The sequence below is a fragment of the Peribacillus sp. NPDC055009 genome, assembly GCF_053608705.1.
Window position 1 is genome coordinate 370,683 of record NZ_JBSGVZ010000001.1, and the last position, 13,835, is coordinate 384,517.

Annotated in this window: 16 protein-coding genes and 1 riboswitch; of the genes, 5 read left to right on the forward strand and 11 right to left on the reverse strand. The window is 40.5% G+C overall.

Translation table 11 applies throughout. The features are described 5' to 3' along the window. Positions 1-25: 25 nt before the first annotated feature. From ACWF5P_RS01860 to ACWF5P_RS01890, 7 genes are all read right to left on the reverse strand, one after another. The gene (locus ACWF5P_RS01860; RefSeq protein ID WP_157831026.1) at positions 26-175 is read right to left on the reverse strand and encodes a CapE family protein; all 150 of its coding nucleotides are present in this window, start codon (positions 173-175) and stop codon (positions 26-28) included. Between the two features lie 69 nt (positions 176-244). Then, positions 245-1,828, reverse strand: a complete 1,584-nt coding sequence (locus ACWF5P_RS01865; protein ID WP_260358402.1) for a gamma-glutamyltransferase family protein — start codon at positions 1,826-1,828, stop codon at positions 245-247. A gap of 69 nt (positions 1,829-1,897) precedes the next feature. After that, complete coding sequence (locus ACWF5P_RS01870) at positions 1,898-3,175, reverse strand: CapA family protein (RefSeq protein ID WP_434167608.1); 1,278 nt, start codon at positions 3,173-3,175, stop codon at positions 1,898-1,900. A gap of 10 nt (positions 3,176-3,185) precedes the next feature. Then, positions 3,186-3,635 carry a poly-gamma-glutamate biosynthesis protein PgsC gene (gene pgsC / locus ACWF5P_RS01875; protein WP_048687555.1) on the reverse strand — a complete coding sequence of 150 codons (450 nt, stop codon included), beginning with the start codon at positions 3,633-3,635 and terminating at the stop codon, positions 3,186-3,188. Between the two features lie 15 nt (positions 3,636-3,650). Continuing rightward, positions 3,651-4,832, reverse strand: a complete 1,182-nt coding sequence (gene pgsB / locus ACWF5P_RS01880) for a poly-gamma-glutamate synthase PgsB (protein WP_101223059.1) — start codon at positions 4,830-4,832, stop codon at positions 3,651-3,653. Between the two features lie 785 nt (positions 4,833-5,617). Next, positions 5,618-5,833, reverse strand: coding sequence for a hypothetical protein (locus tag ACWF5P_RS01885; protein ID WP_101223058.1), 216 nt, complete (start codon positions 5,831-5,833; stop codon positions 5,618-5,620). Between the two features lie 438 nt (positions 5,834-6,271). Continuing rightward, entirely contained in the window at positions 6,272-7,951 is a 1,680-nt protein-coding gene (locus ACWF5P_RS01890; protein ID WP_434167607.1) for a methyl-accepting chemotaxis protein, read from the reverse strand. 185 nt (positions 7,952-8,136) lie between these two features. After that, positions 8,137-8,179, forward strand: a riboswitch (PreQ1 riboswitch). 55 nt (positions 8,180-8,234) lie between these two features. Here ACWF5P_RS01890 and queC point away from each other — a divergent pair. From queC to queE, 3 genes are read left to right on the forward strand one after another with little or no spacing between them, the layout of a single operon-like run. Next, positions 8,235-8,900, forward strand: coding sequence for a 7-cyano-7-deazaguanine synthase QueC (gene queC, locus ACWF5P_RS01895; protein ID WP_101223056.1), 666 nt, complete (start codon positions 8,235-8,237; stop codon positions 8,898-8,900). Beyond that, positions 8,900-9,370, forward strand: coding sequence for a 6-carboxytetrahydropterin synthase QueD (gene queD / locus ACWF5P_RS01900; RefSeq protein WP_101223055.1), 471 nt, complete (start codon positions 8,900-8,902; stop codon positions 9,368-9,370). The genes queC and queD overlap by 1 nt, the downstream gene beginning before the upstream one ends. Beyond that, entirely contained in the window at positions 9,363-10,091 is a 729-nt protein-coding gene (gene queE, locus ACWF5P_RS01905; protein ID WP_452444532.1) for a 7-carboxy-7-deazaguanine synthase QueE, read from the forward strand. The genes queD and queE overlap by 8 nt, the downstream gene beginning before the upstream one ends. 52 nt (positions 10,092-10,143) lie before the next feature. Here the strand turns inward: queE and ACWF5P_RS01910 are convergent, their stop codons facing one another. Then, positions 10,144-10,491, reverse strand: a complete 348-nt coding sequence (locus ACWF5P_RS01910; protein ID WP_434167605.1) for a DUF4260 domain-containing protein — start codon at positions 10,489-10,491, stop codon at positions 10,144-10,146. A gap of 50 nt (positions 10,492-10,541) precedes the next feature. Beyond that, positions 10,542-11,111 (reverse strand): TetR family transcriptional regulator, encoded by a 570-nt coding sequence (locus tag ACWF5P_RS01915; RefSeq protein WP_434167604.1) that lies wholly within the window; start codon positions 11,109-11,111, stop codon positions 10,542-10,544. A 225-nt stretch (positions 11,112-11,336) separates the two neighbouring features. On the opposite strand from ACWF5P_RS01915, the gene ACWF5P_RS01920 reads away from it, so the two are divergent. Continuing rightward, on the forward strand, positions 11,337-11,636 hold the full coding sequence (locus ACWF5P_RS01920) for a hypothetical protein (protein WP_434167603.1): 300 nt from the start codon (positions 11,337-11,339) through the stop codon (positions 11,634-11,636). Between the two features lie 46 nt (positions 11,637-11,682). Beyond that, entirely contained in the window at positions 11,683-12,654 is a 972-nt protein-coding gene (locus ACWF5P_RS01925) for an HD domain-containing protein (protein WP_452444533.1), read from the forward strand. Positions 12,655-12,791: 137 nt separating this feature from the next. On the opposite strand, the gene ACWF5P_RS01930 is transcribed toward ACWF5P_RS01925, so the two are convergent. Both ACWF5P_RS01930 and ACWF5P_RS01935 read right to left on the reverse strand, forming a co-directional pair. Then, positions 12,792-13,232: an SRPBCC family protein gene (locus tag ACWF5P_RS01930; RefSeq protein WP_434167601.1), complete on the reverse strand. Its 441-nt coding sequence runs from the start codon at positions 13,230-13,232 to the stop codon at positions 12,792-12,794. Between the two features lie 28 nt (positions 13,233-13,260). Beyond that, positions 13,261-13,743 carry an SRPBCC family protein gene (locus tag ACWF5P_RS01935; RefSeq protein WP_101223048.1) on the reverse strand — a complete coding sequence of 161 codons (483 nt, stop codon included), beginning with the start codon at positions 13,741-13,743 and terminating at the stop codon, positions 13,261-13,263. Positions 13,744-13,835 lie beyond the last annotated feature (92 nt).

Genomic DNA, 13,835 nt, shown 5'->3' on the forward strand with positions numbered 1-13,835 from the left:
AAAAGCGGGGATGCCCCGGCTTTTTTCATTTTTCGACAGTCGTATATTGTTCTATCTTTTTTTGCTCGTCGGGTGTTAAAGTTTCTGTTCGTTTAAACGTATTCATGGTCACAAGCAGGGCCGCTATTATAAAAACGGGTATGACCCAGCTTGTTATTTTTTTTACGATATTCATATTCTACGTCCCCTTATACATCGCTAAAATTCATATGATATTTAGAAAAGGAGGAGCTGGATTGCTCGTTTATTGCTGAGCTTTCCAGCTTCCATTTCTTCTTTTATCCCCTGCTCCGGATAATTGTCCATTTTTCTCGTTTTTAACAAGTACTTGAACACCGCCATAATACATGGGGGAAATCTTCTGAATGACTTCATATCCTGAATCTTCCAATTCTGATATTGTTTCATCCGAAAGCCTGGATTCTGTATAAATCTTCTTTCCATCAAAGACGAACCGATTACGGTCGACGATATCCTGAAATGGGCCTTCATTCTCTGTGTAAGAATAAAGAACCTGCATCAATACTTGCGGAATCCTATCCCCTCCTGGTGAGCCGATCCCAATCGATTCCTGCCCTGGTTTCTTGAGAATGGTCGGAGCGGTGAAAGTTCTTGACCGTTTATATGCCTCTTGAGAATTCAAGCCGGACCGGAAATTTTTCAATTGATCGTTAAGGAAAAATCCATTCGTATAATCCCCAGATCCGAAAAAGTTACTGAGCGTATTTGTTGTTGAAACGACAGTGCCATACTTGTCCATTATCACAAAGTGTGTCGTACTTTCATGTTCTTCTGAACCATTCGATTCTTTATCGTCCCATTTTTCACTTTTGATCTTATTTTTAAGATTATCCAAATGAATGGGGGAGAGCAATTTTTCCGCTTTAGAGTGACTTATTCCATCTCCAACATGGGCGGACCGATCTTGATAAGCAGTATCCGTGATGCCCCCCAAGACTTTCATATAAGCTGATTTGCTTGAAGTATCACCTAGGTTCATTTCCTCGGCGAGCTTTAACATTTCAAGAACTGTAATTCCTGAAAAGGGCGGAGGGGCGGTAAAAACATCATAACCGGCAAATGCTCCTTGGACCGGCTTACGTTCCTTCACCTCATAGCGTTTTAAATCCATCAAGTCGATATCTGATTCTCTTTTAATATCCCGTGCAATTTCCCCTTTATAAAAACCATCAGGACCTTCCTTTTGAATCTGCTTCAATGTTTCAGCAAGTCTTTCTTGGACGAGAGTTTTGCCTGGTTCAATGGCATCACCATCAGGATAAAAAAGAGAAGTCGCATCGGAAGATATCCTTGGCTGAGCTGCTTCTAAGCGTGATGATAACGATTTGTCGACTTCAAATCCGTCTTCAGCCAGATCTATCGCCGGCTGAAGAAGATCCTCCATCGGTACGCTCCCATACTTATCACTTATAACCTGCATGCCGGCCACTAAGCCTGGAATCCCTGTATCGTGTCTTGAACTTGGGTCTTCCGGAGAGGATTCACGATAATCGATAAAATTGGGATCGCCGGATTCCGGGGCAATCAGCATACCGCCGCCGCCACCCACGCCAGATCCATAAGGTTCAACTACACCTAATACATAGGATACCGCAATGGCGGCATCCGCCGCCGTTCCACCATTTTTTAATATATCCATCCCTACATCTATTGCGATTGGGTTTGAAGAACTGACCCCATATGATTGTTCCGTTTTACTCTCTATCGGATCATTCGTGTCAGAAATAGGGGGTGTCTTCGAACATCCAGCAATATATATGAGTATGCTAATGGGAATGAGCACTTTTCTCGTCATACGGTTAATCATCGATTATTCCCCCTTCTCGTTGAGCTTCCAAGTTGTTTCTCTTTTCACATAGTAGTATCCAATCGATCCTTACTGAATGGGCTGGATGTCCTGTTGTATAGCTTGTGCTGCCTTTTTCTCTTGTGCAGCTTTTTTCTTTTCCTTTGCTTCCTTCGCTGCTTTTGCTTCTTGTTCACGTTGTGCCTTATGGTCGATTACCTTTTTGTGATCCAAGGTAATCTCGATGCGATCCTCTTTTTTCGACCACTGGACCTTTTCACTCGTTTCCTTCGTCAACTGCCGGTAAACACGTGATTTGTCGATTGAAGAGGTAGCTGGCCTTGGTGTTGCTTCTTCAATTTGAAGTGGAACGACATCGATTGTAGCTTTTCCGTCTTCCGCTAAATGGTATTGAACCATGGCCGAATCCTTTGTGCGTGTCCAGCCTTGATCGAATATGAAATTTCCTAAACTATAGAAAATGATTCCATCTTTATAAACATCAAACGATTGAAGCACGTGGGGGTGATGGCCGATGATGATGTCAGCCCCCGCATCGATGATAGCTTTAGCCAAGTCTTTTTGACGAGCGGTGGTTGATGTTGAATACTCTTGTCCCCAGTGCATATTCACCACAACCAAGTCTGCGTTGCCTTGCTTGGCATTCCTTGCTTTGCCGATCATTTCAAATAATAAATCAGGGTTGGAGTTCAATAGTCCGGCTTTATCATTTTTTGACACGGCATCCTTACCGTAAACATCTGTGAAGCCAAGTGTTGCGACACGTACGCCATCAACATCCGCATAGTCGATGCTATTTTTAGCTTCCGCAGTGTTCGATCCAACACCGACATAGTGCATATCTGCACTTTTGAATTCATCAATCGTGTCAAGGAGTCCTTGTTCTTCATAGTCCATCATATGGTTATTTGCCAAAGACATCACAGAGAAGCCAGCATCTTTAACGGCTTCCACACCACTAGTATTGGAGTTTAACCGGATGGGCGTATCTGCTTCCTTGTAGTTAGATACCTCTTCTTTTAAAGAGGTATGTTCATAATTCCCACTGACATAATCTGAATTGGCGAAATATGGCTTCATATACCGGAAGAGGTATTCATACCCGTGCCTTTCCGTCACTTCTTCAACATAACGTCCCATCATCACATCACCGACCATTGTCATAGTCAATGGTTGATCGGATTTTGGAGCGGTTGTTTTCACTTCTTCAGCCCGTCCCATCCAAGTGGTGATGACCAAAGCGATTAGTAATATAGGTAGTATGATTCCAGAGTATTTAAGATTCTTTTTCTTAGTGCGTTTAATAAAGATAAGTGTTTTTTCTTTTGCATTTAAAGTCCGTTTCATTTTTTGCACCTCAGAATAGGTAGTACACGTTCATTAAACCGAAAGTCAAGCCGGATAATAAAAGCGTGCTGCCAAGTGTCAATGGCATTCCTTGTCTTTGAATCGTATTCGCTATCAATCCAGGTACGATTATACCGATTCCCCGAAACTCGAATATTTCAAATGGCATGACGGGGTAGACTAAGTCCAATAGGAGCTTCAAGCAAATCCCGGTCACCATCATGGCTGCGAATTTTCTTCTTCCATATAAAATCACCCATCTTGAAAGACCATGAGTGACGATTAAATAAGTTACGACACTGATGATCAGGATGGTCAGCATGATTTCCCATTGGTCAAATACCAATGCCAAATAACCTGGCACGATAAGTCCTGCGGGTACGACACCCGTTTTTTCTGAAAATATAAGGCTAAGCGTAACTCCTAGCACTAGGGCTACATATAAATCCGATCCAAACATTAAGGTTCCTCCTACTTAACTCGCTTTTTGCTTCGTTTTAGATTTCATGAATGCTTCAATTAATGGTTCCGCTGCACCGTGAATATTCCCGACACCGTAGACGATGCGATTTTTCATCATTGGGCGGAGGCGGGCCACGATTTCTTCAGTTGACCAGTTTTCCAAATCCCAATACTCTTTTGTATCCAATTTACCTTGCTCGAATGCCCGAGTGATCGGTGATGTGGTTTCACCAATGGATATGACGATTTCAGATTTTATGTAAGGCAATACATCTCTAGCAAATTGCTCGGTACGGTCCACACGGTCGGGACGGCAATTCATGATGACGATAGGAGGTTCTGTGCTGTATCCGAATGTATTGACTCGTTCCCAGATGTTCAACGTCGATGACGCGTCATTGGCAGCAAAGCCATTGACAAAGAAAGTTGGCTGGATGGGATCTCCGAATTTGGTGATCCGCATGGCACCTGGATCGGGATGCGCATTCAACATGCCGCGAAATGCTGTTTTTTCATCAATGCCCAAAGCTTCCGCAACGGCCAATGCCAGGGATGCATTATCCGGAAATACCATATAGTCGAATTCGCGTAGAAATTCTTCCGAAATTCTGGAGTTATCTGCAACAATCACTTTTGTGTTGCGTTCTTTGGCAATTTGCTTGAAAAAGTCCAAGTATTCACTTTCGATGGTTATTAAGTGACCATTATAGGGAATGGTAGCGGTGAAGGCTTCAGCAACCTCATCCAAAGTCGGTCCCATGACATCCATATGGTCTTCCAATACATTCACGATGACCCCGATGTTTGCTTGGATCATTTTGTTTTGGAAGATTAGTTGATAGTCAGGCTGTACGGCCATACATTCACAAACCAACGCCTCGGTTCCTAAATCGGCAACTTCTTTAATTACACGCCGTTGTTCTCCTATGTTGGGTCCTTCCGGTCGGCGTACAATCGGTTTTTCCTTGTCGGTAAACCAATAGATCATTCTTGCTGATGTACCGGTTGTTTTACCTACTGTTTTGTACTTAGCTTCCTGGATCACACCTGTAATCAGACGCGTTACAGTCGATTTCCCTCGGATCCCATTCACATTCACACGTACCGGGATGGAGTCGAGACGCTTCTGATGGCGCTTTTGTTCGAAAATGCCATAGCCAAGCAAAAAGATCGCACAAATAAATATTGGTGCCATTTTTTAACCTCTCTTTTTTTAAATATTTGATTTACTGAATACACACTACATGATTTTAAACTTAATAGGCAAGAGTCAATTATTCTATTGCAATATAGTTATTATCAGCTTTTTCAAATAAATGTATATTGGAGTGTAATAGTATCTAATGGGATAAATTGTTTTATGAGTACAAAGATATGGCTGGAAATCAAGGGAATCCTCGGTTTATTTACACTAAATTATGGAAAGTTTAATAAAAACCCATTTTGGTTAGAATCAAAATAGATTCATGAGCATTTAAACCTAATTCATAATGGCTATATTTGAATAATAATTGTTTTTGAAAAGTGAGGTTTATTACAGTTTATTAATTGTTTCTACCCATTGTTTGACATAAACGTAACAATTTTTATGCATTTGTAATTCAATGTGAAATATTGCATCTAACGACTCAATTAGTTGAACTCTTTTGAATATGGATAAAGATGAGTAAAAGAACACATCTCTTTTTTTTGATATTTACCGGTTTTTTCCTTAGGTAATACCCATGGGTCTATCATTGATCTTTTACCTAAAACATGAAATAAACTAAAGTTAACCCATTTTTTAAAAAAATACCTAGTTTCTTCTATAGATATAGTGTTTATAGATGAATGCAAAATAAAAAAGCCCAGAAGCATTTCTGAGCTTTCGGCTTATATATTGAAAATAATGGAATGGTCACGAATCTCCGTTCATCTGGAGATTTAACGTTGGGGAGTCTTGAGCTGCAGCCTGGGTAGCTGATTATGGAAGGAATCAGGTCAACTGGATTTCTTTCTGTCAGAAATTTCAAGGTTGGAGCCCTTTTTACCGCCATCAATCACATAAAATCTAGGAGTTAATCTCCTTCTTTTTCCTTGATTGTCAGGATTCATCTTCATATAATTTTCGTATTCTTTGCGAAAGAATTCATCGGTTTCCCGTTCCAGTGCTTTTCTTTCGTTAAAATCTGTTATGAATTTGAAAAAACGTTTCATATGAATTCCTCCTTATGGGGTTAAAAGGTCTTGGTTTAATAGTATCATATCATTAATGAAATTTAACCTTTTTAAAAAATTTGAAGTGGGAATCGTGTTTTTGTGTGAATAAAGTTGTGAATGGCTTGATTCGAGAGAAAGCATGCAATGGAACCTTACTGGGTATATGTTCTCGTGCATGTTGAAAGGAAATGTCGGGATTTGCAGTAGCAGGTATTGGAAGTGATGAATATTTAAGTTAAAATATTCCTTTAATCAATTATACACTAAATATTCTGAAAACAAAGGAAAATATTCACTTCCAGCCGCTTCTGATAGATTTGTTTTTTAATGGTTCATTATTGTGTATAGTTATTTATTCCCCGAATATACGAAAATGAAACAAACCTTATAATGGAAGGGAAAAAGCAATTTCCCGCATTCGGGAAATTGCTAGTGTCATAATTGGAACTTCTTAACCTGTTCAGTGAGCAGTTCTGCCGAAGATGCAAGTTCACTGGCATGATTCGTGATTTCATCCATCGAAGAGCTGGATTGCTGAGCGGAGGCGGAGACTTGTTCGATTCCTGCCGCGGACTCTTCAGAAACGGCTGCGATATCTTCGATTGCCTGATTGATTATTTGGCTATTTGTGGAAATGTAGTTCAATTCGTCTGTTATATGCAGTATTTTCATTTCAATATTCCCGACAGAATGATTGATTGTTTCAAAGGTTCGCCCTGTGAGCGTGATTTGTTTCGTGCCTTCATCCACTTGAGTATAACCATCTTCTAGGGAGTGGACAACCGTTTTTGAACCTGTTTGAATGGCGGAGACAATATTGGTGATATCCCCAACGGAGTCTGTGACCTCTTCAGCGAGTTTCCGCACTTCATCGGCGACGACAGCAAAGCCCTTGCCATGTTCACCAGCACGAGCAGCTTCTATGGCTGCATTCAGCGCCAATAGATTAGTTTGATTGGATATATCCTTGATGACCTGCACAAGCTGCGAAATTTGCTGTGATTGAGAATCGAGCCCTTTCACTTGCTCTACGGCATCTTTGACAATCCCATCAATACTTTGCATCTGTTGGACCGAACTGCGCATTAAAGTGGTGCCTTCCTTGGTCAAGGAAAGGATTTCGGTTGAACTGTTAGCTACATCCACCCCTTCTATGTAGGCAAGCTTAATCCTGCCGGTGAAATCATCCATGATGCGAACCATTTCAGATGCCCGGTTGGCTTGTGACTCCGAACCTTCCGAAAGTTCATACATAGTAGTCGCTATCTGTTTGCTGCCCTGCTGCACTTCATTTGCTGATTGAGTCAGATCTTCGCTTTGGTTGGAAACGGATTGCGAAACAATGAGCATTTTTTCAATCGTATCACGAAGGTCTTTCTGCATTTGATTGGCGGATACCGTTAGTTCGCCCATTTCATCATTTGACTTTTGCTCCAGGGGCTCATGATTCAGCTCTCCTGCAGCCACCATTTTCATCCTATCTCTGATTTTAAGGAGGGGGGTGGTAATGAGGTTGGCAGTGACAACCGCAAGGACAAGGCCGATAAGGACTGCCGCAATGGATATGATGATACTTGTCGTCTTAACCGATTTCCCGCTGGTGATGACGGTTTCACCTGAAGCGACAATCAATTCCTCGCGTTCCGAAACAAGCTCCTTGAAACCCTCCATAACTTCATTGCTTATTGGCGCCACTTCATTTTCGAGTATCTCTTTAGCGCGTTCTTCATTTCCATTTTCATATTGTGGAAACACCCGGTCTACAATCATCGTCCTCCAATCCACGCTTTTCTCGATTAATTCCTTCGCTTCAACAGAATCGCTTAAGGCAAGGAGATCCTCCTGGATGACCTGGCTTTCTTCGGTATATTGTAAGAACCCTTCTTTATAACTCTCGTCACCATAAAGAATATATGCCCGGGCGTATGCGGTTCTTTGTGCTAGATTGTATAGCAGCTTTTCGTCTTGGATAAGAAGCGGAAGCTCCTTTTCGATGATATCCTGGGAATATACCAGTGACTTGTTGCTGCTGTAGATGTTGAATGCTCCTAAGATGACACATAAAGATATGATGAGTGAAAATGCCACCAATACCTTTGCTTTAATGCTTTTCAAATTATTGGACCCCTTTATCGATATTTTATTCACACTGTTTTATCGGATAAATAAAAGGATATTTAAGCAATGAAAAGTTAACCAAATTTTCCATCAGATCCAATGTTCTCTTAATATAAACATCTTGATTTCTTATCGTTTTCAAGTTACTATTGATTTGGAAAAATATAATATTCCGCGTTAAGGCGGAAGAGGTTCTAGCTACCCTCTCAAAAAAACTAAGGAGAAACAGTGCTCTATTCTTAGGGTGCTGTTTTTTTCCGTAAAAAGGAGTTTTATAGAAATGAAGAAGAAAGAAAAGGCAGTGGTTGTGTTTAGCGGAGGTCAGGACAGTACGACGTGCCTGTTCTGGGCGATGGAGAGATTTGAGGAAGTGGAAGCGGTGACGTTCGATTATAACCAGCGGCATAGCTTGGAAATCGAATGCGCTCAAAACATTGCCAAGGAATTGGGCATAAACCATCATATCCTTGACATGTCGCTGCTGAACCAACTGGCACCAAATGCGCTGACGAGAAGTGATATTGCGGTGGCGGACGGAGAAGAAGGGGAATTGCCGTCGACGTTCGTACCAGGGAGGAATTTGCTGTTCCTTTCGTTTGCCGGAGTGCTGGCGAGTCAGATTGGCGCTAAACATATTGTCACCGGTGTTTGTGAAACGGATTTCAGCGGATATCCGGACTGCCGCGATGTATTCATTAAATCATTGAATGTGACCTTGAACTTGTCGATGGACCAGTCATTCGTCATTGATACGCCGCTAATGTGGCTTAATAAAGAGGAAACATGGGAGCTAGCGGATCAGCTAGGCGCGTTCGATTTTGTGCGCGAAAAGACCCTGACTTGCTATAACGGAATCATCTCCGACGGCTGTGGAGATTGTCCGGCATGTAATCTGCGGAAAAAAGGACTGGATGACTATGTAAGCAGACGGAAGGTGCTTTCATGATGTACGGTTTTACGATAGTGGATAAACTCCAAAAAATAGATGAAGATATTCAGCGCAGCCAATTGAAGTATACGAACAAGAGGGTTCTCGTGAGTAAGGAATTCACCTTTGATGCGGCACACCATCTGCATGATTATGAAGGAAAATGCAAGAACCTGCATGGCCACACGTATAAGGTCATTTTCGGATTAAGCGGGTATACAGATTCACGCGGGTTGATGATAGATTTTGGGGACATCAAGGATATATGGAAAAATGAAATTGAAATCCACCTGGATCACCGTTATTTGAATGAAACCCTGCCGCTCATGAATACAACAGCTGAAAATATGGTTGTCTGGATTTATGAAAAAATGGCCGAATCCCTTTCATTAAAAGAATATGAAGGTGCTAGAGTCGAATTTGTTCGACTGTACGAAACGCCGACAAGCTATGCAGAAGCCAGACGGGAGTGGATGGAAAGTGAGTAAACTCCCGGTTATGGAAATCTTTGGGCCGACCATCCAAGGAGAGGGAATGGTCATTGGCCAAAAAACCATGTTCGTTCGGACGGCCGGCTGCGATTATTCGTGTGCCTGGTGTGATTCCGCATTTACATGGGATGGCTCCGGTAAGGAAGATACCGTCCAGATGACTGCTAGAGAAGTATGGGATGAGCTGAAGCGTATTGGGGGTTCCGCTTTTTCCTTCGTTACGATATCAGGAGGAAACCCGGCTCTGCTGAAAAACCTAAACGTCTTGATAGCGATCTTACATGAAAATAAAATGAAAATAGGTGTCGAAACCCAAGGGAGCCGATGGCAGGATTGGTTTCTCGATATTGATGAACTGACTATTTCACCTAAGCCGCCGAGCTCTGGAATGAACACCGACTTTACGGTGCTCGACAAAATCATCTCGAACCTTGCCAATCGAAATCCTGAAAACCATGTCTCATTGAAAATCGTCGTCTTTAACGAGGAAGATTATCAATATGCCAAACATGTACATGGGCGTTACCCGGAAATTCCTTTTTATCTGCAGGTCGGCAATGACGACAGCAGGACGGCGGATGATCGTCAATTGATCAGCGGCCTATTGAAGAAGTACGAAGAGTTAATTGATAAAGTGATAACAGATGATGAATTGAATGATGTGAAAGTCCTGCCCCAGCTGCATACCTATATATGGGGTAACAAGCGGGGCGTATAAAGAAAAGAGAGCGGAGGCAGTGTGATGCGTAATCACACTGCCTTTTAAGCTATTACAACCTTTGAATGTGTGTAGCTTTGAAGGATGATGTGTATTTAAGGCCATATCCAAATAAGCGATCCATTCCAATATGCGCGGTCCAAATTAAACCAATCAGCATCAATGCATCCGACTTTAGAAAAATGGCTAGCAAAATCATGAAGATGGACAGAGTATAAGTATGAAATAAGTTATAAACCCTTGCTCCAATCCGATCATTGATCAGGTAGGCCAGCATGGAAACATCAGGCGATAAAATCAATAGAAGGAAAATCCACCAGCTGAATTCATATAACGAATAGATGTAAATCACCGCTACAAGGACCATGAGTCCTTCAATATGAAGGTATTTCTTTACCATATTAAAACCTCCAATGTTTAATTGACCTATGGTCAATAATATTCAAAAAATTATATGATGTTCCTGATGATATTTTTTACATGAAAATAAGCTAGGCCTTTTACATCTTGATAAGTTAGCTCAGAATTAATATAAAAAGTTATGAATCCGTGAAGAGAAAGAAAAATCGACCATATGGATGCAGGATTCAATTTGTTGTCCGTTAGGTCTGTCAGGGACTGGATTAGCTTTTCGTATGTTTTATTAGAATCAAATTGAAGTAACTGCTGAATTTCTTTTTCCTTCGATAAAAACATGATGGAATAATGATTTTGTTGGGTTAGACCGAACTCCAAGAAGCACAATAAAATCTTTTCCATTTTTACAGAAGAATCATTTTCCGACATGATGATAGCATCGATTAAATTATTTAAAACGGAGAAATCCGTTTTTACCAAACTATAAAATATTTCCGCCTTATTATTAAAATGATAATAAATGGCTCCATGGCTGCAATCCAATGATTTAGCCAATTGCCTCATGGAGACATTAGAATACCCTAACGTTGCAAAAAGGTTTCTAGCTTCATTCAACACCATGTCCCTGGATAATTCTTTACCTGCCGATTTCCTTGGCGACATCTTGTCACCTCCTTATTAATTGACCACTGGTTAATTAGGATGATAGCTCACTGATTTCCAAATGTCAAATATTAGATTGAATAATAATTCCTGTTTTTAAAGATAAACTTTACCATTTATTGAAGCGGAATTCCCCTAGTGTTGCAAAGGGGAGCAGGACATTGCAGCGTTTTTATTTTTAACTTTAATACCCCTATATGGTATTATAAGGATATTATTGGAGCTTTGAGGGGATGGATAAATGAAAAAGAAATTCGGTATTTTGGCATCAATTTTCATAGTCTTGACGGCTTTTTTTTATTCAATAAACCGTATAAAGATAAAACAATTCCTGTAGAAGACATTTTTGAAGTGTATCCACGAGATCAGGTAATAATAAATGAAATGATGATCATAGATGGAGTTGATGAGGTCAATCCGAGTGATGTCGATTTGAATGATGAAGAGGAATTGGAAAATTTGGTAAAAAAGCAATATGAGCAAAATCAAAAGGGAGAAATAATTTTTACAGAAAAAAATCAGTGAAATCACCTGTCTGTAATGAGTAAACTAATGGTGGAGGCGGCAGTTATTGATAGTTTCGGATAGTATCTATGGGGAACACATTGTAGAGGGAGTTCTGGAAGAGCTGATAGTAAGCAAACCGGTCCAAAGATTGAAGGGGATACATCAAGGCGGGGCAAGTTATTTAGTTAATGAGAAGTGGGATGTCACACGATTTGACCATTCAATTGGTGTGATGCTTTTAATAAAAGCGCTTGGAGGTTCATTGGAGGAACAAATCGCGGGCTTGCTGCATGACGTATCCCACACTGCATTCTCACATGTAATTGATTTCGTTCTGGATTGTAAGGATGAAGATTATCATGAAAAAATATATGAACAAGTCATTATGGAATCCGAAATCCCATTTATACTGAAGGAATTTGGATATGATCGTAAAGTCATTTTTCAATCAAAATGGGAATTGCTTGAACAGCCAGCACCTGAGTTATGTGCCGATCGGGTAGATTATACGCTCCGGGATATGTATCAATATGGACATATCACAATCGAAGCCATTAAAGAATTTCTAGAACATGTAATCATAATAAATGGAAGGATGTATCTGGATAATATTGAATCGGCGGAATGGTTTGTGAAAACGTATTACAGCGAAGTTATTGATTTTTTCATGAACCCACTTAATATATATGGCTATGATATCTTGGCAAAGACCTTAAAAGTGGCTTTAGCAAAAAAACTGATCAGCCTTGATGACTTACTCGGTACAGATGAAGAAGTCATGTGCTTGTTAAGCTTCACTGAAGACCATGAAGTTCAAAACCTGTTAAAACGGATCCATGGTAATGTAAAGTTGAAAGAAGATCAAGTGGAATACGATATACATCGGAAAAATAAAATGCGCCTGATAGATCCTTCAGTTATTCAAGGAACTAAATTGGTAATATCATCCAGTTTATCGGAAAAAGTCAAGAAAATGGGAATTGAAGCCTACAAAAAAGCTTCAAAGGGCATGTATCTAAAAGTGATTTCCGATTGAATTTCGTGTCAAACCATACGGGCAGTTTTTTCTCGGAAACATCTAGGTCTCCTCCCTTAGTTGATTTAGACAATCGACATTAGGAAGGAGCTTGCTTAACGGATGCCTTATACATCTGAACCAGCACCCTTTAATAATTAAAAAACCAATGATGCTCTCAAAGTATTAACGCCATTTTCTAAATAACCCTTTAAACAGGTTAATGTATAAACCCAACCTTCTTTTTGTCCGATCATTTTGTTTATTATTTCAGGGTCGTCCTCACTCAATCCTGATTCGTTTACTTCAATGATTGTACTCGTTTTATCCATCTCTTTTAGTGTAATGGTAACAATCGTTTCTTGATCATTTCCGCCCCACGCAAACACGATTTTCCTATTTTCCTCAACTTCCATTACATTAATGACCACTTCAGCATCGTATTCGTTGTATCTCAATGTAAGTGTCCTGCCTTGTTCCCATCTTTCCGAACTCGATGAGAACCAGAAATTCCTGATTTTTTCAGGATTCACTATGGCTTCAAACACTTCATTAGCTGGCTTGATTATCTTAAATTTCGTGATTATTTGGGTATCCATACTAAAACAACTCTCTTTCGATTTGTTTTTATTGTTTTCCACTATCCCAATCTACTGATATTGACGGCAGTGTCCGTCCAGTTTCAAGCAAGCTCTTCAGGTTACTTAGAATGGCTGGCCATCCATTATTCAAGCCTTCATAGGTATTGTCATCATATACGAAATCTGTCTTCAAAAGCTCCTCATGCCTAAGAATTAACTTCACAGTCGAATCGCCCATTTTCTGTAATTCAAAAGTGACCCGTGTAGGCTGCTCGCGAGGTGTTTCGTCTCCTGCCATGATCCATGTAAACGAGAGCAGGTGCAACGGCTCGCATTTAAGTACATTACCATGATCAGTAATCCGCCCATCTTCCAGCAAATATTTAACGGCTGCCCCTTCTTGCCAGTCAGACTGTACTTGCAATCCAAAGTGATATTTCTTCGTGACTTCACCACTCGTCAAGGCTTCCCAAAGCTTCTCTGGTGTGGTTGCGATATAAATAGGATAGACAAACGTAGTTTTTTTCATAATTCTTTTTCCTCCTCGCCAAATAAGGTATCAAGATCGTAACATGACTCTATCATTGATTTTCGGCTTTCATATACAGGCGGTCAAGCAGT

What these genes read in the sequence shown, in the direction of transcription:
- ACWF5P_RS01860 (WP_157831026.1), bottom strand. Translation starts at nt 175, where the DNA reads ATGAATATCGTAAAAAAAATAACAAGCTGGGTCATACCCGTTTTTATA.
- ACWF5P_RS01865 (WP_260358402.1), bottom strand. Translation starts at nt 1,828, where the DNA reads ATGATTAACCGTATGACGAGAAAAGTGCTCATTCCCATTAGCATACTC.
- ACWF5P_RS01870 (WP_434167608.1), bottom strand. Translation starts at nt 3,175, where the DNA reads ATGAAACGGACTTTAAATGCAAAAGAAAAAACACTTATCTTTATTAAA.
- pgsC (WP_048687555.1), bottom strand. Translation starts at nt 3,635, where the DNA reads ATGTTTGGATCGGATTTATATGTAGCCCTAGTGCTAGGAGTTACGCTT.
- pgsB (WP_101223059.1), bottom strand. Translation starts at nt 4,832, where the DNA reads ATGGCACCAATATTTATTTGTGCGATCTTTTTGCTTGGCTATGGCATT.
- ACWF5P_RS01885 (WP_101223058.1), bottom strand. Translation starts at nt 5,833, where the DNA reads ATGAAACGTTTTTTCAAATTCATAACAGATTTTAACGAAAGAAAAGCA.
- queC (WP_101223056.1), top strand. Translation starts at nt 8,235, where the DNA reads ATGAAGAAGAAAGAAAAGGCAGTGGTTGTGTTTAGCGGAGGTCAGGAC.
- queD (WP_101223055.1), top strand. Translation starts at nt 8,900, where the DNA reads ATGTACGGTTTTACGATAGTGGATAAACTCCAAAAAATAGATGAAGAT.
- ACWF5P_RS01910 (WP_434167605.1), bottom strand. Translation starts at nt 10,491, where the DNA reads ATGGTAAAGAAATACCTTCATATTGAAGGACTCATGGTCCTTGTAGCG.
- ACWF5P_RS01915 (WP_434167604.1), bottom strand. Translation starts at nt 11,111, where the DNA reads ATGTCGCCAAGGAAATCGGCAGGTAAAGAATTATCCAGGGACATGGTG.
- ACWF5P_RS01930 (WP_434167601.1), bottom strand. Translation starts at nt 13,232, where the DNA reads ATGGATACCCAAATAATCACGAAATTTAAGATAATCAAGCCAGCTAAT.
- ACWF5P_RS01935 (WP_101223048.1), bottom strand. Translation starts at nt 13,743, where the DNA reads ATGAAAAAAACTACGTTTGTCTATCCTATTTATATCGCAACCACACCA.